A 23,692-nucleotide genomic window follows, 5' to 3' on the forward strand; every position below is an offset into this window, starting at 1 on the left:
AAGGCGACGACGATGTTGCGCACCATGATGAAGTCGAAGATCCACCGTGCCACCGTGACCCATGCCGACCTGCACTATGTCGGCTCGGTGACCGTCGACCAGGACCTGCTCGACGCCGCCGATCTGCTCGAGGGTGAGCAGGTCTGCATCGTCGACATCGACAACGGCGCCCGCCTCGAGACCTATGTGATCGCCGGCGAGCGCGGTTCGGGCGTGATCGGCATCAACGGTGCCGCCGCCCACCTCGTGCACCCCGGTGACCTGGTCATCCTCATCGCCTACGGCCAGATGGACGAGGCCGAGGTCCGCGACTACGACCCCAAGGTGGTCTTCGTCGACGACCACAACCGTCCGGTGGAGCTGGGCAGCGACCCCGCGCACGCACCCGAGGGCTCCGGCCTCACCTCACCGCGTTCACTGTCGTTCGTCTGAGCCGGGCGGGGGAGCCAGGACAATGCTGCTGACGATCGACGTCCGCAACACGGGGATCGAGCTCGGCCTGTTCTCCGGCAGCGGTGAACACGCGACACTGGTGCGGCACTGGCGGATTCACACGAATCCGCTGATCACCGCCGACGAGTTCGCGATGCAGGTGCGCGGCCTGGTCGGTGACGACCTCGACCAGATCGTCGGCGTCTCGGCGCTGTCGACCGTGCCGCCGGTGCTGCGCGAACTGCGCGCCATGCTCGCGCGCTACTGGTCTCATGTGCCGCACGTGCTGGTGGAACCCGGTGTGCGAACCGGCATTCCGCTGCTGGTCGACAATCCGAAGGAAGTCGGCGCCGACCGTATCGTCAATTGCCTCGCCGCCTTCCGTAGCTTCGGCGGGCCCGCGATCGTCGTCGATTTCGGCACCGCGATCTGCGTCGACCTGGTTTCGGCCAAGGGCGAATTCCTCGGCGGCGTGATCGCGCCCGGTGTGGAGATCTCCGCCGAGGCGCTGGTGGAACGCAGTGCGATGCGCCGCGTCGAGCTGGCGCGGCCGCGTTCGGTGGTGGGCAAGAACAGCATGGAGTGCATTCAGTCCGGCGCGATTTTCGGCTTCGCCGGGCTGGTCGACGGGCTGGTCGACCGCATCCGCGACGAATTCGACGCGTTCGCGGGCACCGATGTCACCGTCGTCGCCACGGGGGCGGGCGCACCGCTGATCGTGCCGGAGTCGGAAACGATCGACCAGCACGTACCGCACCTCACGCTGACCGGCCTGCGCCATGTCTACGAGCGCAACAAAAAGTAGTGTCTGCTAAACTATCGCTCGTGATCTTTCGTGTGAGCACCCAGGAGTGTTGTCGAGGCTAATCTGCCTCGACCGTTCGAGGCTGACGTTTTCCCTCGACCGATTCTCACCTCCTGGAGATGCGCTCATGCGTTCTTCTGTCCTTTCCCTTCCGTCCGCACGGGACGAGTACTCCGCGACGCCCCCGCTCGACCGGGCGATCGCCTCGGCATTGCCGACCCGGTTGCGTCCCGCTGACCTGCTGCGACTCACCGACGAAGGCGCCGAAGACGTGCTCTCCGGCCGCTTCGACCACCTCCTGCCCGCCGACGGCATCTGGCCGGCCGACGAACGCTGGGCGGTCCGCCTTTCCCACGACGACGAGGTCGATGTCTGGCTGATCAGCTGGACGCCGGGCAAATTCACCGATTTGCACGATCACGCCGGCTCGCTCGGCGCGTTGACCGTGCTCAGCGGCGCCCTCTCGGAATACCGCTGGAATGGTTCGGAGTTACGCAGGCGCACGCTCGCCGCGGGTGATCAGGCATCGTTCCCGATCGGCTGGGTGCACGACGTGGTGCGCGCCCCCGCCGCCGCCGAATCCGTCGGCCCGCTGGATCCCACCTTGAGCGTGCACGCCTATTCCCCGCCGTTGTCGGCGATGTCGTATTACGAAGTGACCGGCCACGGCACGCTGCGCCGAACCAAAACCGTCCTCACCGACCAGCCCGAAGGTGATCTGTGATGAGCCGTTTGTCGATTGATCAGATGCTCGAGAACGCGCGCGCGCGATTGGATCGGGTGTACGTGTACGACGTGGCCGCCGCGCTGGAGCGTGGCGCGATTCTGGTCGACATCCGGCCCGCCGCCCAGCGGGTGCGCGAAGGCTCCCTGCCCGGCGCGCTGGTGATCGAGCGGAATGTCCTGGAATGGCGGCTGGATCCAACCTCGTCGGCACGGTTGTCCCTCGCCGTAGATCACGATGTGGAGTGGATCATTTTCTGCTCGGAGGGGTACACGTCGAGTTTGGCCGCGGCCGCCTTGCAGGAGTTGGGGTTGCACCGGGCCAGCGATGTGATCGGCGGGTACCAGGCGCTGAAGTCGGCGGGGTTGTTGACGGTCGGCACCGGCGTCCCGCATTTCGCCCGTGAGGTCGACGCGCTGGCTTCGCTGTAAGCACAGAGCACGAATTGTGAAGTGCCTCACTGATTTCGCGAGGACATGGGTAACTCCCCAGCCACCTCAGAGCTGACGCGGGCATAAAGGTGAGACCGAAAGTTGACCGCAGTGCTTCCGGACGGCCCGCTGAATGCTCGGAGAGGCGGGGGAGCGGTATATCCATTTCCGGGTGCCGCTAATGTTGTCGGACGTGAGCACTCCTAACCCCGCCGCACCCGGCCGCGCCGCCACTTCCGCTGTGGACATCGATGTTCCCGAGCAGATGCGGATTCGCCGGGACAAGCGCGAACGGCTGCTCACCAACGGTGGTGAGGCCTATCCGGTGGTGGTGCCGCGCACCCACACGCTGGCCGAAATCCGTGCCGCCTACCCGGATCTGGAAGCCGACACCCAGACCGGTCTGCAGGCAGGAATCGCGGGACGCGTCATTTTTGTTCGTAATACCGGCAAGCTGTGCTTTGCCACGCTGCAGGAAGGCGACGGCACCAAGCTGCAGGCCATGATCAGCCTCAACGGTGTCGGTGCCGACGCGCTGGCGGCCTGGAAGGCCGATGTCGACCTCGGTGACTTCGTTTTCGTGCAGGGCGAGGTCATCTCCTCGCGCACCGGTGAATTGAGCGTAATGGCCGATTCCTGGTCGATGGCGGCCAAGTCGCTTCGCCCGCTGCCGGTGGCGCACAAGGAGATGAACGAGGAGTCGCGCGTCCGTGCGCGCTATGTCGACCTGATCGTGCGTCCCGAGGCCAGGGAAATGGCACGTACCCGGGTGAATGTGGTCCGTGCGCTGCGCACCGCGCTCGAGCGCCGCGGCTTCCTCGAGGTCGAGACCCCGATGCTGCAGACCATCCACGGTGGCGCCGCCGCGCGCCCGTTCGTCACCCATTCCAACGCGCTGGACATGGACCTTTTCCTGCGTATCGCGCCGGAGCTGTTCCTCAAGCGTTGCGTGGTCGGCGGCCTGGAGAAGGTCTTCGAGATCAACCGGAACTTCCGCAACGAAGGCGCCGACTCGACCCATTCGCCCGAGTTCGCGATGCTGGAAACCTACGAGGCCTACGGCACCTATGACGACTCGGCGACGATGACGCGTGAATTGATCCAGGAAGTCGCGCAAGAGGCATTCGGCACCCTCCTTGTGACACTTGCCGACGGCACTGAATATGATCTCGGTGGCGAGTGGACGACCGTCGAGATGTATCCCTCGCTGTCGGAGTCGATCGGTGTCGAGGTCACTCCGGAAACCACTGTCGAGGAATTGCTCGCACTCGCCGATCGGGTGGGTCTGGAAATTCCCACCGGCAAGGGCTACGGTCACGGGAAACTGGTCGAAGAACTATGGGAGCACGCGTATGGCGACAAGCTCTACGCGCCGACTTTCGTTCGCGACTTCCCGGTCGAGACTTCACCGCTGACGCGTCAGCATCGCAGCAAGTCCGGTGTCACCGAGAAGTGGGACCTCTATGTTCGCGGCTTCGAGTTGGCAACGGGCTATTCGGAACTGGTGGACCCGGTGATCCAGCGGGAACGCTTCGTCGACCAGGCGCGGTTGGCCGCGGCAGGCGATGACGAGGCCATGGTGCTCGATGAAGACTTCCTCGCCGCGATGGAACACGGCATGCCGCCGACCACCGGAACCGGTATGGGAATCGATCGCTTGTTGATGGCACTCACGGGTTCGGGAATCCGGGAAACGATCCTGTTCCCGATTGTGCGACCCACTAGTCGCTGACCAGTGAATTCATGGGGTGAAGACCCCATGTTGGAAATTTCGCATTTCGGGGTATTCTTGCCTCGGGTATTCGGCCTGGAGGCAGGCTTGACGATTTCGAGAGGACGTTCATCTCATGGCAAAGAAGGTCACCGTTAGCCTGATCGACGATGTCGACGGTGAGTCCATCGCGGACGAGACCATCGAGTTCGCTATCGATGGGGTGTCGTACGAGATCGATCTGTCGGACGCAAATGCGGCGCGCCTGCGTGAAGGCCTGGACGAGTGGGTCGCCAACGCCCGCCGTGTGAGTGGCCGTCGCCGGGTGAAGGCTGCCGGTGCACCCGCGCCGCAGGGCAAGAGCCGCGTTTCCATGGACCGTGAACAGAGCGCCGCAATTCGCGAATGGGCTCGCCGTAAGGGCCACAAGGTCTCGGCTCGCGGTCGTATCTCGGCGGAAATCACCGACGCGTACAACAAAGAGGTCGGCAAGAGCTGAATTTTTGGCGGCGCGGGCGCCGCGTGGTTCGCGGCCCCGCCGGTCCCGTCGTTGCGACCTCGAGACTAACGCCTTCGGCGTAGCGCTTTCGAGGCCGCAACGACGGGACGGCCGCGAACGGCAGGCTGCGCCTGCCTGCCCCTCCTCAGGGTCGGGGCGTGCGGGGCCGGGTTTGTGGGGTTGGGTCTCGAGTCCGGATCGTGTGGGGTTGGGGTCGTAGGGAAGTAGACTGTTGGCCGTGCACAAGGTGTTTCGAGTATCCGGCGGTGGTGCGCGGTGAGCTCTTTCCTGCGGTACACCGACGACACCGGTAAGCAGCATGAATTGGCCTTGGAGGCCGGGCAGCAGCGCGTCACCATCGGGCGCAATGTGCAGGCCGACCTCGTGCTCGCGTGGGACGCCGAGGTTTCGCGTCTGCACGCGGCCGTCGAGCATCTAGGTGCGCACTGGACCATCATCGATGACGGACTTTCCCGTAACGGCACCTTCGTCAACGGTGAGCGGCTGGTCGGGCGGCGCAGGTTGAGTCCTGGCGACCGGATTCGGGTCGGGACCACGCTCGTGCATTTCTTCGATTTCGGCGGTGTGGTGGACGACGCGACGCATACCGCGTCCGGATCCATCCCCACGATGCGCTCACTGACCGAGACCCAGCGCGCGGTGCTGGTCGCGCTGTGCCGGCCGTACAAACACGGCACCGGATTCGCGACGCCCGCGTCGAATCAGCAGATCGCCGAGGAATTGTTCCTCTCCATCGACGCCATCAAAACCCACCTGCGCGCGTTGTTCGCGAAGTTCGGGGTGGAAAACCTGCCGCAGAACCAGAAGCGGACCCGGCTGGCCGCGCTGGCCATGCAGAGCGGCCTGATCTCCGACCACGATTTGTGACCGTGACGCTCGCGTAGGTCGATGAGCGTTTGAACTATGTCGTGGACGGGCGCTGGACGGTTGACTTACTCGTATCACCGGAGTGCGGGATCTCGAGCTCCGGACCACGAGTCAGGAGACGTCACATGTTCGCAGTTCGTATGGCCACCATGGTGCTCGCCGTGCTCAGTACGGGGCTCATCGCTGGGGTGTTCTACGCCTACGCGATCTCGGTGATGCCCGCGCTCGCCCGCGCCGACGACCGCACGCTCATCGACGTGATGCAGAAGATCAACGTCGTGATCATCAACCCCTGGTTCATGTTGGGCTTCATGGGCACGGTCGGCTTCACCGCGCTGGCAGCCGCTCTGCACCTGGGCAGCGACCAGCGCACGACCCTGATCTGGCTCGGAATCGCGTTGGTGCTCAACGTGATCGCGTTCGGCGTCACCGTCGGACTCAATGTGCCGCTCAACGATGCGCTCGCCGCGGCGGGTGACCCGGCGTCGATCGCCGACACCGCTGCTGTCCGTGCCGATTTCGAGGCCACGTGGGTTCGCTGGAACATCGTCCGTGCGGTGCTGCACACCGCCGCGTTCCTGGTGCTGTGTGGCGCGTTGTTCGCCGCGGGCGTGCAGCAGGGCAAGTCGAATTCGACCACCGACGCGGTTGCCGGCCAGCCGTTCGCCCAGGTCAGTGGGCAGGCGGTCGCTCAGGCCGGCGGTCCGGTCGCCGGACAGCGGTTTTCGCAGCAGCCCGGCAGCCCGGCAGCCGGTGCGCCGTACGGCCAGCAGCACCAGCGTCGATGAATTCCGGTCGGTAGTGCCACGCGATCACTAGAACGTGTTCCATGATCAGTGGAACACGTTCTAGTGAGGAGTCGTTCATGCGACGTAGTTCGCTTCTGGTGATGGCCGCGGCGGCCCTGATCGCCTGCCTGCCCGCCACCGCGTCAGCCCAGCCGCTCCCGGTCGACTACAACTTCTTCGCCGGCATCCCGAATGAGCTCGCCGATCCCGGTGGCTCGCTGCCCGGTTCCAACGACTGGTCCTGCCGCCCGAGCGCTGTGCATCCGAATCCCGTCGTGCTCATTCACGGCACGGCAGGTGGCGCACAGACCAATTGGGGCGCGTACGTTCCGCTGCTCGCGAATGAGGGCTACTGCGTCTTCGCCCTCAACTATGGCGCGCTGGATGTGCCGTGGCCGCTGTCGGCCATGGGCGGAATGCGTCCGATCGCCGAGAGCGGCGCGCAGTTGGCCGCTTTCGTTGAGCGCGTGCGGTCGGCCACTGGCGCGCGACAGGTGGACTTCCTCAGTCACTCGCAGGGGAGTCTGGTGGGGAGCTACTACCTGAAGCGTCTCGACGGTGCTGAGACGGTGGACAAGTTCGTTTCCCTGGCGGGACCGTGGCTGGGTGTGTACGGCGATCAGATGAACGTGTGGCGGACCGTCGGGCAGCGGCTCGGCGTGGCCGCCGACGATCTGGACCGCATGGTCTCCGCCGGCGTGTGCTCGCCGTGCTCGGAGTTGATGGGGGGATCGGCGTTCATGCGGGCGCTGAACGCCGACGGCGTCTATGTCCCTGGCGTCGCGTACACCAACATCGCTACGGTCTACGACGAGATAGCCACCCCTTACACCAGCGGCCTGGTGGCCGGGCCCAACGCGGTGAATATCGTGGTGCAGGACGGATGCCCGGCCGACTTCTCCGAGCACCTGGCAATCGCGGGCAGCCAACGCGCGGCCGGTTACGTCCTCAATGCTCTCGATCCCGCCAGGCAGGCCGCGGTGCCCTGCGAGTTCGTGCCGCCCTTCACCGGATAACACCCCCGGCGCGATTTCGCTGTAGGCAAAACTGAACCTGAAACGAATGCCGCGACGTGCGCGTTGTGTGTAAATGACCATGTTGTCGCCGGTCTTCAATAGGGTGGACCGGCGGCGGCGGAATCCTCTGCCAACTAGAGTGGATGGCGGGGGCCGCAACCCCCGGGCTTCATGGCAGGCTGACGGCGAAAGTTGTCGGTCCGACGCCCTAGGTTGTATCGAGCATACTGCGGCGTCTGTTGCCAGAATGTCGGAGCAGGAGAGTGAGGGAGCGATGTTCGAGAGGTTCACCGACCGCGCGAGGCGTGTCGTTGTCCTGGCCCAAGAAGAGGCCCGGATGCTCAACCACAACTACATCGGCACCGAGCACATCCTGCTTGGGTTGATCCACGAGGGCGAGGGTGTGGCGGCGAAGTCGCTGGAGTCCCTTGGTATCTCGCTGGAGGGTGTGCGTAGCCAGGTCGAGGAGATCATCGGGCAGGGCCAGCAGGCGCCGTCCGGTCACATCCCCTTCACCCCGCGTGCCAAAAAGGTGCTGGAGCTGAGCCTGCGCGAGGCGCTGCAGCTCGGCCACAACTACATCGGTACCGAGCACATCCTGCTCGGCCTCATCCGCGAGGGCGAGGGCGTTGCGGCCCAGGTACTGGTCAAGCTTGGTGCCGACCTCAACCGTGTCCGTCAGCAGGTCATCCAGCTGCTGTCCGGGTACCAGGGCAAGGAGCCCGTCGAGGGCGCCGGTCCGCGCGGCGAGGCGGGCACTCCGTCCACATCGCTGGTGCTCGACCAGTTCGGCCGCAACCTCACTCAGGCCGCGCTCGAGGGCAAGCTCGACCCGGTCATCGGCCGCTCGAAGGAAATCGAGCGCGTCATGCAGGTGCTGAGCCGCCGCACCAAGAACAACCCGGTGCTGATCGGCGAGCCCGGCGTCGGTAAGACCGCGGTCGTCGAGGGCCTCGCACAGGCCATCGTCAACGGCGAGGTCCCCGAGACCCTCAAGGACAAGCAGCTCTACACCCTCGACCTGGGCTCCCTGGTCGCGGGCAGCCGCTACCGCGGTGACTTCGAAGAGCGCCTCAAGAAGGTGCTCAAGGAGATCAACACCCGCGGCGACATCATCCTGTTCATCGACGAGCTGCACACGCTCGTCGGCGCGGGTGCTGCCGAAGGCGCCATCGACGCGGCCTCGATCCTGAAGCCGAAGCTGGCCCGTGGCGAGCTGCAGACCATCGGTGCCACCACGCTCGACGAGTACCGCAAGTACATCGAGAAGGACGCCGCCCTGGAACGCCGTTTCCAGCCGGTCCAGGTGGGCGAGCCGACCGTCGAGCACACCATCGACATCCTCAAGGGTCTGCGCGATCGCTACGAGGCGCACCACCGGGTCTCCATCACCGATAGTGCGCTCGTCGCCGCCGCCACCCTGGCCGATCGCTACATCAACGACCGGTTCCTGCCGGACAAGGCGATCGACCTGATCGACGAAGCGGGCGCGCGCATGCGCATCCGCCGGATGACCGCTCCGCCGGACCTGCGCGACTTCGACGACAAGATCGCCGATGCTCGCCGGGAGAAGGAAAGCGCTATCGATGCGCAGGACTTCGAGAAGGCCGCGCGTCTGCGCGACAAGGAGAAGCAGCTCGTCGCCAAGCGTGCCGAGCGCGAAAAGCAGTGGCGCTCAGGTGATCTGGACGTCGTGGCTGAGGTCGACGATGAGCAGATCGCGGAGGTGCTCGCCAACTGGACCGGCATCCCCGTCTTCAAGCTCACCGAGGAGGAGACCACCCGTCTGCTCCGCATGGAGGACGAGATCCACAAGCGGATCATCGGCCAGGAGGATGCCGTCAAGGCCGTCTCCAAGGCGATCCGCCGCACTCGCGCAGGTCTGAAGGACCCCAAGCGTCCGTCGGGCTCGTTCATCTTCGCCGGCCCCTCGGGTGTCGGTAAGACCGAGCTCGCCAAGTCGCTGGCGAACTTCCTGTTCGGCGACGACGACGCGCTCATCCAGATCGACATGGGCGAGTTCCACGACCGCTTCACCGCTTCTCGTCTGTTCGGTGCCCCTCCCGGGTACGTGGGCTACGAGGAGGGCGGCCAGCTCACCGAGAAGGTGCGTCGCAAGCCGTTCTCGGTGGTGCTGTTCGACGAGATCGAGAAGGCGCACCAGGAGATCTACAACACCCTCCTGCAGGTGCTCGAGGACGGCCGTCTCACCGACGGTCAGGGTCGTACGGTCGACTTCAAGAACACCGTGCTGATCTTCACCTCGAACCTGGGCACCTCCGACATCTCCAAGGCTGTCGGCCTCGGCTTCACCCAGTCCAACGCCGAGGGCTCGAACTACGAGCGGATGAAGCTCAAGGTCAACGACGAGCTGAAGAAGCACTTCCGCCCCGAGTTCCTCAACCGCATCGACGACGTGATCGTCTTCCACCAGCTCACGAGCGAACAGATCGTGCAGATGGTTGACCTGATGATCGCCCGCGTCTCGAAGCAGCTGAAGAACAAGGACATGGCGATGGAGCTGACCGATCAGGCCAAGAGCCTGCTCGCCAAGCGCGGTTTCGACCCGGTCCTCGGTGCGCGTCCGCTGCGTCGCACGATCCAGCGCGAGATCGAAGACCAGCTGTCGGAGAAGATCCTCTTCGGCGAGATCGGCGCGGGCCAGACCATCGTGGTCGACGTCGAAGGCTGGAACGGCGAGGGTCTCGGCGAGGACGCCAAGTTCACCTTCACCGGCAAGACGAAGCTGACCAAGGCTTCCGCGGGCGACGACAAGCCCGAGGTGGTCCTCACCGGCGCAGCCGACGGCACCGCGCCCGACGCCGCGGCCTCCGGCGAGTAACCAGCTGAACCGAAAGCCCGCCCCCGACATACGGGGGCGGGCTTTTCGTTTGCGGTATCGGCGCGGTCAACGCGCCCGAGTGATCAGTGGTCTGTGCCAGAGATGCGGCGGTGGTAGGCGGCCCGCTGTTCCGGGTCCGCGCCGGTCATCGTCGTGTCGAAATGTAGGGCGTGTTGGACAGCGTGCCGGGCGCGTGCCGGGAGCAGCGACATTGTCTTGATGAGAATGCCGAGTGACGCGGGGATTGTCGCGCGCGAGGAATCCGCTCGGACCGCTGCCACGATGCCTGCCGCCACATCCTCGGGTTCTCGGCAGGCGAGGGCGTGCGCCCAGCGCGGAACGACTGTCCCCTCGGAGAGTTCGGTGTTGATGAAACCCGGCAGAACTACCGTGACACCGACGCCGTGCGGGTGCAGTTCGCGGCGCAGCGCGTCGGTGAATCCGAGGACGAAATGCTTTGTGCCCGTGTAGGTCGCGAGGCCGGGCTCGGCGGTGATGGCGGCCACCGAGGCGATATTGACGATGTGGCCTTTCCCGCGATTCACGAATCGGGTCGCGGCTAGGTGGGATCCGTTCGTCACCCCGCGGACATTGATGTCGATCTGGCGATCGGTGAGTTCGGGTGATTCGTCGACGAAGTATCCCGTCGGCATGATGCCCGCGTTGTTGATTAGGATGTCGGCCGCGCCGACGAGTGCCTCGGCCTCGGCGAAGAAAGCGGCGAAGGATTCGCGGTCGGTGACATCCACCCGCAAGCCGATCACTTTCGCGGAGGATCGCGCGGCCAGCGCGGCGGCGCTGCTTTTCGAGAGGTCGCCATCGATGTCGCCGATGGTGACTGTCGCGCCCGCCGCGGCAAAAGCCTCGGCCGTGGCGAGGCCGATACCGCGGGCGGCGCCGGTTATCAGCACGACTCGGCCTTGCAGAGATGAGGTGGTCATGGGAAGTCTCCGGCTTCTGCGGCTAGCGTGCCGCGATATCGTCGGCGAGTTCGACGGGGACCGCCGCCCTCGGTACCTGGGTGTAGTTCTCGATATCGAAGCGGGACAGCGTCTTTCGCAACCGCGTCGTCGACCAGGGCCACGCCGTGAAGTTGCGGCCGTTCTCGTCGAGGTAGTAGCTGGCGCAACCACCTTGGTTGAAGACGGTGCGGGTGAGCGCTTGCTGGACCTTGTCGTTGAAATCGCGAGTCGTTGCCTCGGGGATCTCGACTGTCTCGATATCGCGCTCGCGAGCCACGGTGAGCGCGCCGATCACATAGTTGAGCTGGCGCTCGGCCAGATCGAGGAACGAGTTGTAGACCAGGATGTTGGGGCCGAGCAGGATGAACAAGTTCGGTACACCCGGTGCGGTAGTGGCCAAATAGGCCTCCGGGCTCTTCGCCCAGCGCTCCGACAACAGTCGGCCGTCGGCGCCGCGAATGCGCCCGGCGATCGGGGGATGGCTGACATCGAATCCGGTGCCGAAGATGATGACGTCGACCGGGCGCTCATTGCCGTCGGCGGCGATAACACCGTGTTCGGTGACGCGGGTCAGGGCGTGCGGGACGAGCTCGACATTGTCACGCGCCAGCGCGGGGAAGTAGGTGTTGGAGAGCAGTAGCCGCTTGCAGCCCATGGTGAACTTCGGCGTCAACGCGGTGCGCAGCTTCCGATCACGCACCTGGGCAAACAGCTGCGCCCGGCCGATCGGATTCAGCAATCGGGCGGCCCGTTCGTGCTGCATCGCGGCACTGAGGCCACGCAGGATGGCGTCCAGGACCGAGCGGAAGGCGCGCTGCGAGCCGGGCGCCCGCCGGAACAGCGCACGCGCGTGCCCCGGGAAGGGGATGTCCAAGCGGGGTACCACCCAGGACGCGGTGCGCTGCAGCACGTGCAACTGCGCCACCTTGGGCGCGATCTCGGGGATGAACTGGACCGCCGACGCCCCGGTGCCGATGACCGCGACCCGCTTGCCGGTCAGGTCGATATCGTGGTTCCACCGAGCTGAGTGGAACACCTCGCCAGTGAACCGGTCCAGTCCCTCGACGTCTGGAAGCTGCGGTTCGGTGATCGGGCCCGCGGCCCCGATCAGGAACTGGGCCACATAGCGGCCGTTCGTGGTGTTCAGCAGCCATCGGCGTCGCTCGGTGGACCAGATCGCCTCGATGGCCTCGGTGCCGAAACGAATGTAGCGGTGCAGGCCGAACTCGGCGACGGTCTGCTCGATGTAGCTCAGGATCTCGGGCTGACGGGCGAAGTTGTGTTCCCAGTCCGGATTCGGATGGAAGGAGAACGAGTAGACCGGTGACGGAATGTCGACTCCGCAGCCGGGATAGGTGTTATCGCGCCAGGTGCCGCCGACCCGATCGGCCTTTTCCAGCACGACGAAGTCGGTGAAACCTGCCTGTTCGAGCTTGTATGCCGCGGCCAAGCCTGCGAGCCCGGCTCCGATCACGATCGTGTGGTGGACCCGCTCGAGTGTCTCGGGGATCTGATCCGTCGTGCGTGGTGTCACGGGGGGTTCCTCCAGATATTCGCGCCATTGCGATAATGGGATTATCCAGAAAATGGCCGGAGTCCGCAAGGCTACGATGTCGTCGTGGTCCGTGTATCCCGCGCCGAGAGCAAGCAGCGCACCCGCCGCAGCGTGCTCGACGCCGCGGTCACCATGTTCCTCGAGCACGGCTATAACGCCTGCTCGCTCGAGCAGATCGCCGATGCGGCCGGCTTTTCGACCGGTGCGGTGTATTCCAATTTCGGCGGGAAGCCCGAACTCGCGATCGCCGCCATCGAGGAGCTCTACGAACGCGAGACCGTGCGGGTGCTCGGTGTGCTGGCAGAAGCTGGTCCATCCGTGCAGGCGTGGGTGCCGGTGATGCGTGACTGGGTTCAGCACACCATCGGGGAGCGACGGTGGGCCCGCTTCGAACTCGAACTGTCCGTTGTCATGGCCACCCGGGACGAGTTACGTCCGCTGCTGTCGCAACGCTATGCGCGCATGCGCGACCAGCTCGCCGCGGCGGTGCGGGTCGCGGCCGAGCAGGGCACGTTCACCGACGACGCCGACTGGGACGCTACCGCGACGCTGTTGCTCGGACTGATCCTCGGTGTCGCCATGCAACGCGTGGTCGACCCGCTCCTGCCGACAGACAACCTCATTCATGGGCTGGAAACGCTGGTCAGCGCTCCGCTGCCCGCCGAACCAGGCCACGGCTGACCGATTTCCGGGCTTGTCGCCTCCAGAATCAGCCGAAACTCTGCAGGATTCCAGACTGATGATGAGCGGCATGTTCGAATACCGCGATCAGTCGGGCGTAGTTTCCCGGAGATAACCGAGGCCGTCGTTTCCGTCCCGGATCCAGATCCGGGGATAAACACCCATCGTGTCCATTGCGGCGGGGTCGTTCAGCCCCGCCTTATCGGTCGGCGCCTTCGTGAAACCGTGCGAGAACCGGCGCGAAGGCGGCGGCGAGTTCGCCCGGGACGATCAGTTCGTCGATTCCGTAGCGCTCGCTGCGAGTTTCGAGGATTTCCACAGCGGCTTGTGGATCGCTGGGGAGAAGTCCGGCGGCTCCGGCGGCGCGGAGTTCTTCGTGGGTGTGGCCGAGGCGGGTGCGCAGCCAGCTCGAATCGGCTATTCGAAAGTAGTTGCAGTGCGGATGTTTCCCGGACGGTGGTGGCGGCTGATCGGAAGGGCGCCGCCAGCACATTGGGTCGCAATCGCAGGTTGTCCGTCACTGCGGCGGCCGCGGCCAGCGCGATGAGCGGCGACGGCGTATACAGCGTGTCCGGCAGCATCAGCGTGCGGTACCCCTGCGACTCCGCCTCGGTCACCGTCCGCGTCCACTCCACCCCGGACTGCGGCATGAGGACGATTCCGAATCTCATCGCTACTTCTTCCCGCGCGGTTCGTTCAGGATCGCGAGCCGGGTGCGGTAGTCGTCCTCGGTGATCTCGCCGCGTGCGAAGCCTTCGCGCAGCGCGCCCACCGCGCCGCCGCGTCCCGCGCATCGTCGCCGGGCGAAGAAGACCAGTGCGATCACGGTGATCCAGAAGATCGCGGGGAAGATCCAGAAGAACGGCCATGGGTGCCAGCCGCCGTCGTAGTGGTCGGCCAGCAGTGTCAGTGTCGTCGTGCTATCGAAAATGTTCATGTCTCGAGCCTGCTCGTCCGAACGCTCCGCAACATCGGCCGCGAGACCCGATCCGGCCTACGTCCCCACGCGTACAGCCGACCTGGAAATGCGCATCAACAGCCTGGACATCCCGCGACTACGCGAATCGACCGATCACCGCGGAATTCGTCGAAAACGCGTAGGCGAAGAATGCCCGCAGGCAGGCATAGCCGTCACCCAGGTAGTCGAGCGCTTCGTCGCGGTCGTCCCAGATCTCCGGGCGCGCGGCCTCTTCGTCCATCAACTCAGGGGAGAAATGCTCGGCGAGCCGGTCGAAAGGCGTCGAGGTGAGGACCTTCGCTGCCGCGGCGACCTCTTTCGGTGTCCATACACTGAGGCCATCCTCTCGATCAGTCGGCTGGTCTTCGCGCAAAAGGTCGAAGTCGACGGCGGCCGCGGGGAACAGCAGGCGCAGGCCGTCCCATGCTTGGTCGAGGTCGCCGGACGGTTCCCCCTCGGCCAGGGTCGGTGCGTCGAGGAATTCGTTGGGACATCGGATGACCCGGTGATGCGGTCGGCGTCGGCGGGGGAGATGCGGGTGAAGATGAAAATGATGCTCATGGCGTGACGCTCATTTCGGACGCGGTGGCGGGATCGTGGTGACGGTAGAAATCGCGCCTTGGCGATAGCTTGGCGTCTGCTTTTCGTCGGCTCGACAGCGCAATTGCGCGGCGTACCGTGGGAATTGCTCTATCCAACCGACACGGGGGTGTTCGCACACATGACTGATACCGACCGCACTCTGATTGCCGTTCTGCTCGATCGTTCCGGGTCGATGCAGACGATCAAGGCCGATACCGAAGGTGGGTTGGCCGCCTATTTCGAGCAGCAGCGGGCGGTGCCGAAACGGATCGAGGTCACGCTCGCTCAGTTCGACACCACCTACGACGTCGTCTACTCGAACGTGCCGCTGGCCCAGGTGCCAGCGCCGAGTCTGCATCCGCGGGGCGGGACCGCGCTCTACGACGCACTCGGCAAGCTCGTCACCAGCGTGGGCGCCGAACTGGCCGAGCGCCCCGAGCACGAACGTCCCGGCACCGTGATCATCGTCGTCCTCACCGACGGTCACGAGAACTCCAGCCGCGAATGGACGCACGCCGCCGTGAAGTCGCTGATCACCCAGCAGCAGGACGTCTACAACTGGACCTTCGTCTTCCTCGGCGCCAACATGGATGCCGTCGAAGTAGGCTCCAACCTCGGCTTCGACCCCGGCTCGGCCATCACCTACGCCCCGGTCGCAGGCGGCGTCCGAGGCGCCTTCGACGCCCTCTCCGCCTACTCCGCCCGAGCCCAAGCCGCCCCCGCGGGCGCCGCCCGCCGCGCCCGCTTCTCCGCCTCCGAACGTCGACAAGCAGACCAGGGCAAGTAGCCCTACGCCGCGTCGACCTTCTCGAACCGGGCGACGAATCGAACTTCGAGCGCGTACGCCAAACGTTCGAGCATGCCGATAGTCGGTGTCCCGCCTCCGGATTCGAGCCGCGAGACCTCAGGTTGACGTAGTCCGGCCCGCTCGGCCAGCTGTGTCTGCGTCAGCCCGAGTTCCAGCCGCCGTTCGCGAATGGCTTCGGCCAGCTCGATCGCCAGAATCGCCTCGGCTCGCCCAGCCGCGTACTCGCCCGCGTCGAACCCGGGGCTACTCATCCGCTCACGGCGCAGGTCGTCCATCGATGGGTGCTCAGTCATGATCGGTTACCTCCTGTCGAAATCTGTGTGGGCACAACCATGTTCCGATTCGCATACCTTGCGTAGTGCCTTGGCTCGTGTCACTTGGTCGGTCTCCCGCATGCGAGTCTTGCGGAAAACTGTCAGCAGCACGATGCGACGACCCGGAGCGAGCCAGTAGGTGATTCGCATTTCTCGGGGGTGCAGGTGAAAGCGGAGTTCACGCACCCCATCACCAAGATTGCGCGACCACGGTTCACCCAGGGTGGTTGCTCGTTCGGCGAGCATGCCCACATACACGTCAACCTGGGAGAACTCGCGCGTAGTCAAAGTGCGCAGCCATCGGGCTACCTCGGGTTCGAGTTCCACCAGATACAGGTGCATAGGATTGATCCTATATAGGTTAGATCCTATATAGCAATGGTGGCGTCAATGCCAACCCGGGCGGACCAGGCCTGATTCGTAGGCGAGGACTACGAGTTGGGTGCGGTCTCGGGCGTCGAGTTTGGTGAGGATTCGGCTCACGTGGGTGCGGGCGGTGGCGGGGGACATGTGGAGGCGGGCGCCTATTTCGGCGTTGGTGAGGCCCTCGGCCACCAGGGTCATCACCTCGCGTTCGCGGTCGGTGAGCTCGGCGAAGGCGGCGGGGGGTGGTTGTTTGGCGTGGGTGGAGAACTCGGCGAGGAGGCGACGGGTGACGCCGGGGGAGAGGAGGGCGTCGCCCGCGGCTACGGCGCGGACGGCGCGGAGCAGGTCGGCGGGTTCGGTGTGCTTGACCAGGAAGCCCGCGGCGCCGGCGCGGATCGCTTCGAAGACGTATTCGTCGAGTTCGAAGGTGGTGAGGACGACGACGCGGACCGGCGCGAGCTGGGGGTCATCGGCGATCATCCGGGTGGCGGCGAGGCCGTCGAGGATCGGCATGCGGATGTCCATCAGCACCACATCGGGGACCAGAGCGCGGGTCATCCGGACGGCCTGCTCGCCGTTTTCGGCCTCGCCGATCACCTCGATGTCGTCCTGGGCGTCGAGCAGGGCGACGAATCCGCCGCGCACCAGCGCTTGATCGTCGGCGACGAGGAGACGGATCTTCGCAGGTCCCACACCGATCGGCGGCACGTCGGCACCTGAGAAGCCGGGACTGTGCGGGGTGTTCATGCTTGGTCCGTTCGGCGGGCTGGGTCCGGGCGTCGGCCGCTCATGCGCTGGCCTCCTTACCGTTGGTCGACGTCGGGCTGGCATCGGTAGCCGCTGGTCGAGCGGGCAATCTGGCCGCCACTCGGAACCCGCCCGAGGGTCGCGGTCCCGCGGTGAGCGCCCCACCCAAAGCGTGTGCCCGTTCCCGCATCCCGATGATCCCGTTGCCGCCGATCCCGGTTCGGACAGCGGTCTCGGTCGGCCGGGTGTTGTCGACGGTGATGTCCACTGATTCCGGTGTGTACCGCAGGGTGATCAGCGCTGTCGCGCCGGGCGCGTGCCGCACCACGTTGGTCAGCGATTCCTGAACGATTCTGGCCGCCGCCACATCGATAACGCTGGGCAGTTTCTTGGGCGTACCGATGATCTTGGTGTCGACGTCGAGCCCGGTCGCCCGGGTGCGTTCGAGCAGGGTGTCGAGGTCGTCGAGGGTTGGTGCGGGAGCACGCGGCGCGGGGCGTGGCGGAACGGGCACGTCATCGGACACGCCAACATGTTCGGGGTACTCCGGCACCACCGCGGTCCCGCTGCGAATCGCGTGCAGCAGCGTATGTACCTCGGTCAGCGCCTCTTTCGACGTTGTCTTGATGGTCGCCAACGCCGCGGCCGCCTGCTGCGGCTTGCGATCGAACAGCTCCAGCGCCACCGACGACTGCACATTGATCAGCGAAAGACTGTGCGCGAGAACATCGTGCAGCTCCCTGGCAATGGCCAGCCGCTCCTCGGATGCCGCCCTGGCCTGCTGTGCCTGTTCGTCGCGCTGGGCCGCCTCGGCCCGCTGCTTGCGCGCGAGCACCACCGCGCGCCGCTGCCGTACCCCCTCCGCGATCGCGACCAGCACGCCCATCCAGGCCAGCAGCCCGAAGATCTGCCACGCGTCGGAGTGCCGTCCGAGCAGGGCGGGCAACGGCCACACCATCGTCAGGTAGCCGATCGCGACCACCGGGTATGTGCGCCATCGTGATCCGGCAATGGCTGCCGACAGGAAGGCGATCAGCAGCGAAAGGAAAATCGGCCCGTACCCGTAGTCGCGCAACACATACGTCACCGCGGCGACCAACGCCACCAGCAGCACCGGTTCGGGCACCAGCCGCCGGAAACCGAGCGCGATCGGCCCCGCGAGCAGCAGCAGATACGCGAAAGCGTCCAGCGACCGCACTCCGGTTTGATGCGAATTCGCACCCGAACTACCGGCCAGCTGGATCAGCGCGACCACCACTGCCAGGCCCCAGTCCGCAACGACTGAGCCACGCTCCCACTTCGCAGACGTTCCCACGTGTCCAACCCTATTGCGTACCCGTGCCAGCCGCGTCGGCCTGCGCGCGTATTTCCCGCGAGAGGCGCACTGGGCCACTGCTTCGGCCGGTCAGCAGGCCCTTCTCGCCGGATACTCGCCGACGCTGTCGACCTGCCGTAGTCCGCGCGGCGTAGCACGATGCACGCCGCAGGACGGATGCCCCGGCACCCACTGAGCGCGGATTCTGAGTCCCATGAACGAATCGATCGTGGTCACCACCGAGCTGACCAAACGCTATGGCGAGCACCTCGCCGTGGACGCGGTGAGCATGCGGGTCGCGGCCGGGGAGATCTACGGATTCCTCGGACCCAACGGCGCGGGCAAGACCACCACGCTGCGAATGCTGGCCGGCCTCATCCGGCCCAGCGCGGGCACCGCGACCGTCCAGGGCCTGTCGCCAGGCGACCCGGAGGTGCTGCGCCGGATCGGCGTACTCATCGAAGGCCCCGGCTTCTACCCCTACCTCTCCGGTCGCGACAACCTGCGGGTACTGGCCCGTTATCGCGGCCACGGCAGTGCCGAGGTCGAGACGGCGCTGGAACGCGTCGGCCTGGCCGACCGGGCAGGCGACCGCTTCCGCACCTATTCGCTCGGCATGAAACAGCGCCTCGGCGTCGGCGCGGCCATGCTCGGCGACCCGGACCTGCTGATCCTCGACGAACCGACCAACGGCCTCGATCCAGCGGGCTTGGCCGAAATGCGCACGCTCATCACCGATCTCGCGGCTGACGGCCACACCGTGCTGCTGTCGAGCCACCAGCTCACCGAGGTGCAGGAGATCTGCCACCGCGTCGGCGTGATCTCCGGTGGCCGCTTGCTCGCGGAATCTACGGTGGCCGAATTGCGCGGAACCGCAACGCTTCTAGTTCGCGCAGAGCCCGTGGACGTGGCTCTCGACGCGGTGCGGGCGGTCACCGATGCGCCCGCACGGGCGGGCGCGGACGGCATCAGAGTGGAAACGAGCGCCGCGATGGCGCCGGATGTCGCGCGAGCTGTCGTATCGGCAGGCGCGGACCTGCTCGAACTGCGGGTGGACGAGAAATCCCTGGAAGAAGTGTTCTTCGAGATGACGGCTGTGGAGGTAGCGAAATGAACACCATGACAAGGGATCTCACCGCAAGCGTGCGCGCGGAAGCGGTACGCCTGAGCCGCTGGCCCGCCTTCTGGATCGTCCTCGGCACCTGGATCCTGCTCAACCTGACCTTCGCCTACCTCTTCAACTACCTCGCCTACACCTCGGGCGAAAACGGTGCGATGTCGGACGGGCTACCCCGCGACGTCCTCCTCGGGCAACTCATGCCCGCCGCCGTCCCCGAGGTGTTCACCCAGGGCATGTCGATGTTCGGCGGGGCGCTGGTGCTGATCCTCGGCGCCCTCGCTGTCGGCAGCGGATATGGCTGGGGCACTTGGAAAACCGTGTTCACCCAGGGGCCGAGCCGGGCCGCGGCGGTGGCGGGACTCCTGTTGACCCTGCTGGGGGTGGTCATCGCCCTCGTCCTGGTCGCCTTCGCCGTCGACGTCGGGATCGCCACCGTGATCGCGGCCAGCGAATCCCAGCCGATCACGATGCCTTCGCTCGACGATTCACTCGTCGGAATCATCACCGGTACAGCCATTCTCGGTATGTGGACCCTCGCCGGTGCCCTCATCGGTGCGATCGCCCGCGGCCCCGCCCTGGCCGTCGGCCTCGGGCTGGTGTGGGTTCTGGTAGTGGAAAACCTCCTCCGCGGCGTGGCGGGCATCTTCGGTCCGATCGAAGCCGTCACCAACGTGCTTCCCGGCACCGCCGCGGGCTCGCTGGCCGGAGCGATGCGCACCGTGGAGGGCCCAGCCAACCCCGGTGTTCTCGATATCCTCACCCGCGGTGAATCTTTCGCTCTTCTGGCCGCTTACGTGACGGCCTTCGCGGGTGGCACGATCTGGCTGATGACCCGTCGCGACCTCACTTGACCCGAGCGCGTCTCGACCCCGGCATCGTCCCTGGCGATGCCGGGGGTCGTGTGCGAGAAACTAAGGCGCACCCAGGATTCGGTGGGCCAGCGTAGCCAGGCCCGCGATGATCTGCTCGGGTGACAACCCACGTTCGCGTTGCCGGAGGTAGACCTCGGCGGCGAGTGGCGCGAGGACTGTGTCGACCAGCGAATCCGGTTGTGGCACAGCAGTGTCGATCAGCAGCGACCGCACGTGCATCGACCAGAACCCATAGGCGCCGGTGGCGAAACGGGCACCGCCGGTTTCCGCGCCGAGTACCAGATGCGCGTGGGCGGTGAGCAATTCGATCATCGCCGCGTAGAAGGCGGCGAGCCGATCGGCGGGGGGAGCGCCGGGGCCGAGTGGGGGTGCGCCGCGGAGCAGCTGTTCCTGGAGGGCGCGTTCGTGCTCGTCGAGGAGGGCGACGGCGATCGCGGTGCGGTCGGGGTAGCGGCGGTAGAGGGTGCCGCGGCCGACGCCGGCGGCCTTGGCGATGTCGTCCATCGTGACGGTGCGTGGGTCACGGGTGGCGAAGAGTTCGGCGGCGGCCGCCAGCACTTTCGCGCGATTGCGGGCCGCGTCGGTGCGCTCGGGGGGTGGCGGCGCATCCCGCGCTGCGCCGGTGAGCAGGTCGGATCGGGGCTCCATGGGTCGACTGTAGCCCAGCGAGAAATATCTGGACAGTCTGTCCGTTTGTGTTCTATCGTCGAGAAATCAACAAGCGGACAGGCTGTCCAGTTAGGAAATGTCATGACGCACCTGCTGCACCTCGACGCCAGCGCTCGAACGAACTCCCTCAGTCGCAAGCTGGGTGCCGAATTCGTCCGCGCCTGGCGCGACGCGGAACCCGGCGGTACTTACACCTACCGCGACCTCGCCGCCGAGCCGACGCCGTTCATCGAGGAGGGCTGGACCGAACTGTGTGACGCCGTCCTCGCCGCCGGGGTCACCGACCTCGACCGGCTCGCGGAACTGGCCGTCACGCCTGCGGCGAAGACCGCATGGCAGATGGTCGAACCGCTGCTGGCGCAGGTGCTGGCCGCTGACGTGATCCTGATCGGCACCCCGATGTACAACTACTCCATCCCCGCCGCCCTCAAGGCGTGGCTCGACCAGATCACCTTTCCCCGAATGTCGCTGGGGCAACGCAGGTTCATTGTGGTCACGGCCCGTGGCGGTGCGTACTCACCCGGTGCGCCGAAAGCCGCGTTCGACTATCAGGAGCGCTTCCTGCGTGACTTCTTCGCGGGCCACTTCGCCGTCACCGACACGGTTTTCGTCAACGCGGAACTTGCCAATGCCGTTCAGGACCCGAACCTGTCACACCTGCGCGACGTACACGAAGCCTCGCTCGCCGCCGCGCAGGCCGAAGTGCGCTCTCTCGCCGAGGAATACGCGCGATGAGCTGGCTGGTGCTCGGCCTGGCCGGGCTCGTCGAAATCGTCTGGTCGCAGACCATCAAACCGACCGAGAACTTCACCAAACTCGGCCCGACCCTGCTCTGCGTCGCGCTCGGCTCGCTGGCCGTGTATCTGCTCTCGCGCGCTATGCAGACCCTCCCGGTGGGCACTGCCTACGCGGTATTCACCGGAATCGGGGCACTCGGCGCGATCGGTCTCGGCGTGCTCGTGCACAAGGATCCGCTCAGCGCGGGCCGAGCGCTGGCACTGGCGCTGATCCTCGGCGGCATCGTGCTCGCGCGTGTGACGAATCCCGAGTAACGCTGTCGCGCACCCGATGCGAGGATCAGCCGGTCATGACCGGTAAGGTCGGCTGATGGACCAGCCAGTTCGCCCTCCGGACCTGTCCACGCGGCCACATGAGCTCACGGTCGAGCGCGTGATGAAAGCCTCGCCCAGCCTGCTCTACGCGGCCTGGACCCAAGGCATGGACCTGTGGCTGGCCGTCCCCGGATCGGTGCTGATGCGCCCCGCCGTCAACGAGCCCCTCTACTTCGACACCGGCTCGCCCGAAAAACGCAACCCCCATTACGGCCGTATCCTGCTGCTCGAGCCGAACCGGCGCATCGAATTCACCTGGGTCACCGCCGCCACCGACGGTGTCGAAACCGTGGTCGCCGCCGAATTCCTCAAGCAGCCACGCGGCATCCGCCTGCGCCTACGCCACTCCGGTTTCCCCACCGCGGCGATCCGGGATCTGCACCAGCAGGTCTGGCCGGACAAACTCGAGCGTCTCGACGAAATCACCAGCGCCACCGCCTGAGCACCCGAGTAGGTTCGTCATCGCAACGCAAGACAACTCGAACCGAAAGGATCGCAATGCCGACTCGTAGCGCACGCACTCTCTGGTCAGGCGGACTGCAGGATGGGTCCGGGCAGGTCGAACTGGTCAGCTCGGGTGTGGGCAAGTTCGATGTGAGCTTCCCGCGCCGGGCGGCCGACACGGCCGAGGGCACCAGCCCGGAGGAACTGATCGCGGCGGCGCATTCGTCGTGCTATTCGATGGCGCTCTCGGCGGAGATCGCCAATGCCGGCGGGACACCGGAAGGCCTGGACGTCAACGCCGATGTGACGCTCGCGCCCGACCCGGCCGGTGGTTTCCAGATCAGCAAGATCAAGCTCACCGTGCGCGGGCGTGCGTCGGGCCTTGACGCCGACGGGTTCGCCGCGGCCGCCCTCGCGGCGAAGAACGGTTGCCCGGTCAGCAAGGCGCTCGCCGGGGTGGCCGACATCGAACTGGACGCGGCACTGGCCTGATCAAAACTGGCGTATTCGTGCGATCGGCCGTCGCAGAATCAGAAAACTGATTCCGGACGGCCGTTTTGCACGATTACGCCGGTGCTCACCGCTGGGTGAACCAGCGATGCGCAGCAGGGGTGTACATGGCCGGAATCGCGATGGCGACGGCCAGGATATGCACAGTGCGGCAGCTGGCCAGCACGATCGAACTGTCGGACATGCCTTCGAACAGTGTCGTGTAGTCGTCGGTGGACAACACGACCGCCAGCGGCTCGATGATCAGCGAGACCAGGCCGACCACGCCGATGCCGACGGTGAGCACCGCGCGGGCCACGCGGCTGCCGTTCCACATGTACAGCGCGACCCCGGCGACGGCCAGGTAGATGGCGAGTCGAGGTAGCAAACCCGTGGCGGTGGCGCCGAATTCGTCGCCGCCACGCACAGCGCGCAACAGTCCTTCCGCGACTCCCGCCGCCAGGGCGGTGATGAGTCCGCCGAACGCGACATTCACGGCGCGGGGGCGAGTGCGGGAAACAAGATAGGCAGTGCCGGTCATGACACCGACACTGCCTTTCTC

At 65.9% G+C, this 23,692-nt stretch carries 29 protein-coding genes; 18 read left to right on the top strand and 11 right to left on the bottom strand.

Annotated features, from left to right (window positions below; genetic code table 11):
- Positions 1–12 precede the first annotated feature (12 nt).
- From panD to ACFXKN_RS22320, 10 genes are all read left to right on the top strand, one after another.
- Complete coding sequence (gene panD, locus ACFXKN_RS22275; RefSeq protein WP_056819033.1) at positions 13–432, top strand: aspartate 1-decarboxylase; 420 nt, start codon at positions 13–15, stop codon at positions 430–432.
- A 22-nt stretch (positions 433–454) separates the two neighbouring features.
- On the top strand, positions 455–1,237 hold the full coding sequence (locus ACFXKN_RS22280) for a type III pantothenate kinase (RefSeq protein WP_378962517.1): 783 nt from the start codon (positions 455–457) through the stop codon (positions 1,235–1,237).
- 127 nt (positions 1,238–1,364) lie between these two features.
- Positions 1,365–1,961: a cysteine dioxygenase gene (locus tag ACFXKN_RS22285; protein ID WP_378962521.1), complete on the top strand. Its 597-nt coding sequence runs from the start codon at positions 1,365–1,367 to the stop codon at positions 1,959–1,961.
- 8 nt (positions 1,962–1,969) lie between these two features.
- On the top strand, positions 1,970–2,392 hold the full coding sequence (locus tag ACFXKN_RS22290; protein WP_378962798.1) for a rhodanese-like domain-containing protein: 423 nt from the start codon (positions 1,970–1,972) through the stop codon (positions 2,390–2,392).
- 265 nt (positions 2,393–2,657) lie between these two features.
- Positions 2,658–4,124 (top strand): lysine--tRNA ligase, encoded by a 1,467-nt coding sequence (gene lysS, locus ACFXKN_RS22295; RefSeq protein ID WP_378962801.1) that lies wholly within the window; start codon positions 2,658–2,660, stop codon positions 4,122–4,124.
- 115 nt (positions 4,125–4,239) lie between these two features.
- Positions 4,240–4,602 carry an Lsr2 family protein gene (locus ACFXKN_RS22300; RefSeq protein WP_266297504.1) on the top strand — a complete coding sequence of 121 codons (363 nt, stop codon included), beginning with the start codon at positions 4,240–4,242 and terminating at the stop codon, positions 4,600–4,602.
- Between the two features lie 276 nt (positions 4,603–4,878).
- Entirely contained in the window at positions 4,879–5,490 is a 612-nt protein-coding gene (locus ACFXKN_RS22305) for an FHA domain-containing protein (protein WP_101464728.1), read from the top strand.
- Positions 5,491–5,615: 125 nt separating this feature from the next.
- Entirely contained in the window at positions 5,616–6,278 is a 663-nt protein-coding gene (locus ACFXKN_RS22310) for a DUF1772 domain-containing protein (RefSeq protein WP_379433737.1), read from the top strand.
- Positions 6,279–6,355: 77 nt separating this feature from the next.
- Entirely contained in the window at positions 6,356–7,294 is a 939-nt protein-coding gene (locus ACFXKN_RS22315; RefSeq protein WP_379433738.1) for an esterase/lipase family protein, read from the top strand.
- A 274-nt stretch (positions 7,295–7,568) separates the two neighbouring features.
- The gene (locus ACFXKN_RS22320) at positions 7,569–10,136 is read left to right on the top strand and encodes an ATP-dependent Clp protease ATP-binding subunit (RefSeq protein WP_379433739.1); all 2,568 of its coding nucleotides are present in this window, start codon (positions 7,569–7,571) and stop codon (positions 10,134–10,136) included.
- Positions 10,137–10,219: 83 nt separating this feature from the next.
- On the opposite strand, the gene ACFXKN_RS22325 is transcribed toward ACFXKN_RS22320, so the two are convergent.
- Together ACFXKN_RS22325 and ACFXKN_RS22330 are read right to left on the bottom strand one after the other, a co-directional pair.
- A complete protein-coding gene (locus ACFXKN_RS22325; RefSeq protein WP_379433740.1) occupies positions 10,220–11,077 on the bottom strand; it encodes an SDR family NAD(P)-dependent oxidoreductase in 858 nt (285 codons plus the stop codon).
- Positions 11,078–11,099: 22 nt separating this feature from the next.
- Positions 11,100–12,632: a flavin-containing monooxygenase gene (locus ACFXKN_RS22330; RefSeq protein ID WP_379433741.1), complete on the bottom strand. Its 1,533-nt coding sequence runs from the start codon at positions 12,630–12,632 to the stop codon at positions 11,100–11,102.
- 84 nt (positions 12,633–12,716) lie between these two features.
- On the opposite strand from ACFXKN_RS22330, the gene ACFXKN_RS22335 reads away from it, so the two are divergent.
- A complete protein-coding gene (locus tag ACFXKN_RS22335; RefSeq protein WP_379433742.1) occupies positions 12,717–13,334 on the top strand; it encodes a TetR/AcrR family transcriptional regulator in 618 nt (205 codons plus the stop codon).
- 188 nt (positions 13,335–13,522) lie between these two features.
- Here the strand turns inward: ACFXKN_RS22335 and ACFXKN_RS22340 are convergent, their stop codons facing one another.
- The 3 genes from ACFXKN_RS22340 to ACFXKN_RS22350 form a co-directional block, all read right to left on the bottom strand.
- Positions 13,523–14,005 (bottom strand): LLM class flavin-dependent oxidoreductase, encoded by a 483-nt coding sequence (locus ACFXKN_RS22340; RefSeq protein ID WP_379433743.1) that lies wholly within the window; start codon positions 14,003–14,005, stop codon positions 13,523–13,525.
- Between the two features lie 2 nt (positions 14,006–14,007).
- Entirely contained in the window at positions 14,008–14,271 is a 264-nt protein-coding gene (locus ACFXKN_RS22345; protein WP_379433744.1) for a hypothetical protein, read from the bottom strand.
- Between the two features lie 118 nt (positions 14,272–14,389).
- Positions 14,390–14,791 carry a DUF1877 family protein gene (locus ACFXKN_RS22350; RefSeq protein WP_379433769.1) on the bottom strand — a complete coding sequence of 134 codons (402 nt, stop codon included), beginning with the start codon at positions 14,789–14,791 and terminating at the stop codon, positions 14,390–14,392.
- 222 nt (positions 14,792–15,013) lie between these two features.
- Here ACFXKN_RS22350 and ACFXKN_RS22355 point away from each other — a divergent pair, with 222 nt between their 5' ends.
- Positions 15,014–15,661 carry a VWA domain-containing protein gene (locus tag ACFXKN_RS22355; RefSeq protein ID WP_379433745.1) on the top strand — a complete coding sequence of 216 codons (648 nt, stop codon included), beginning with the start codon at positions 15,014–15,016 and terminating at the stop codon, positions 15,659–15,661.
- 2 nt (positions 15,662–15,663) lie between these two features.
- On the opposite strand, the gene ACFXKN_RS22360 is transcribed toward ACFXKN_RS22355, so the two are convergent.
- The 4 genes from ACFXKN_RS22360 to ACFXKN_RS22375 are packed head-to-tail and all read right to left on the bottom strand — an operon-like array spanning position 15,664 to position 18,424.
- Complete coding sequence (locus ACFXKN_RS22360; RefSeq protein WP_379433746.1) at positions 15,664–15,975, bottom strand: helix-turn-helix domain-containing protein; 312 nt, start codon at positions 15,973–15,975, stop codon at positions 15,664–15,666.
- A 6-nt stretch (positions 15,976–15,981) separates the two neighbouring features.
- On the bottom strand, positions 15,982–16,338 hold the full coding sequence (locus tag ACFXKN_RS22365) for a type II toxin-antitoxin system RelE/ParE family toxin (protein ID WP_379433747.1): 357 nt from the start codon (positions 16,336–16,338) through the stop codon (positions 15,982–15,984).
- A 45-nt stretch (positions 16,339–16,383) separates the two neighbouring features.
- On the bottom strand, positions 16,384–17,109 hold the full coding sequence (locus ACFXKN_RS22370) for a response regulator (protein ID WP_379433748.1): 726 nt from the start codon (positions 17,107–17,109) through the stop codon (positions 16,384–16,386).
- A gap of 40 nt (positions 17,110–17,149) precedes the next feature.
- Positions 17,150–18,424, bottom strand: a complete 1,275-nt coding sequence (locus ACFXKN_RS22375) for a sensor histidine kinase (protein WP_379433749.1) — start codon at positions 18,422–18,424, stop codon at positions 17,150–17,152.
- A gap of 214 nt (positions 18,425–18,638) precedes the next feature.
- Here ACFXKN_RS22375 and ACFXKN_RS22380 point away from each other — a divergent pair, with 214 nt between their 5' ends.
- On the top strand, positions 18,639–19,538 hold the full coding sequence (locus ACFXKN_RS22380; RefSeq protein ID WP_379433750.1) for an ABC transporter ATP-binding protein: 900 nt from the start codon (positions 18,639–18,641) through the stop codon (positions 19,536–19,538).
- Positions 19,535–20,395, top strand: coding sequence for an ABC transporter permease (locus tag ACFXKN_RS22385; RefSeq protein WP_379433751.1), 861 nt, complete (start codon positions 19,535–19,537; stop codon positions 20,393–20,395). Before ACFXKN_RS22380 ends, ACFXKN_RS22385 begins: the two co-directional genes overlap by 4 nt.
- 60 nt (positions 20,396–20,455) lie before the next feature.
- Here the strand turns inward: ACFXKN_RS22385 and ACFXKN_RS22390 are convergent, their stop codons facing one another.
- On the bottom strand, positions 20,456–21,064 hold the full coding sequence (locus tag ACFXKN_RS22390; RefSeq protein WP_379433752.1) for a TetR/AcrR family transcriptional regulator: 609 nt from the start codon (positions 21,062–21,064) through the stop codon (positions 20,456–20,458).
- 102 nt (positions 21,065–21,166) lie between these two features.
- Here ACFXKN_RS22390 and ACFXKN_RS22395 point away from each other — a divergent pair, with 102 nt between their 5' ends.
- From ACFXKN_RS22395 to ACFXKN_RS22410, 4 genes are read left to right on the top strand one after another with little or no spacing between them, the layout of a single operon-like run.
- A complete protein-coding gene (locus ACFXKN_RS22395; RefSeq protein WP_379433753.1) occupies positions 21,167–21,820 on the top strand; it encodes an FMN-dependent NADH-azoreductase in 654 nt (217 codons plus the stop codon).
- Positions 21,817–22,137, top strand: coding sequence for a DMT family transporter (locus ACFXKN_RS22400; RefSeq protein WP_379433754.1), 321 nt, complete (start codon positions 21,817–21,819; stop codon positions 22,135–22,137). Before ACFXKN_RS22395 ends, ACFXKN_RS22400 begins: the two co-directional genes overlap by 4 nt.
- 55 nt (positions 22,138–22,192) lie before the next feature.
- The gene (locus ACFXKN_RS22405; RefSeq protein WP_378962628.1) at positions 22,193–22,639 is read left to right on the top strand and encodes an SRPBCC domain-containing protein; all 447 of its coding nucleotides are present in this window, start codon (positions 22,193–22,195) and stop codon (positions 22,637–22,639) included.
- A gap of 56 nt (positions 22,640–22,695) precedes the next feature.
- Entirely contained in the window at positions 22,696–23,133 is a 438-nt protein-coding gene (locus ACFXKN_RS22410) for an OsmC family peroxiredoxin (RefSeq protein WP_379433755.1), read from the top strand.
- A gap of 85 nt (positions 23,134–23,218) precedes the next feature.
- Here ACFXKN_RS22410 and ACFXKN_RS22415 read toward each other — a convergent pair whose 3' ends face one another.
- Positions 23,219–23,671, bottom strand: a complete 453-nt coding sequence (locus tag ACFXKN_RS22415; protein WP_379433756.1) for a hypothetical protein — start codon at positions 23,669–23,671, stop codon at positions 23,219–23,221.
- Positions 23,672–23,692 lie beyond the last annotated feature (21 nt).

The organism is Nocardia sp. NPDC059195 (assembly GCF_042754695.1).
GTDB lineage: Bacteria > Actinomycetota > Actinomycetes > Mycobacteriales > Mycobacteriaceae > Nocardia.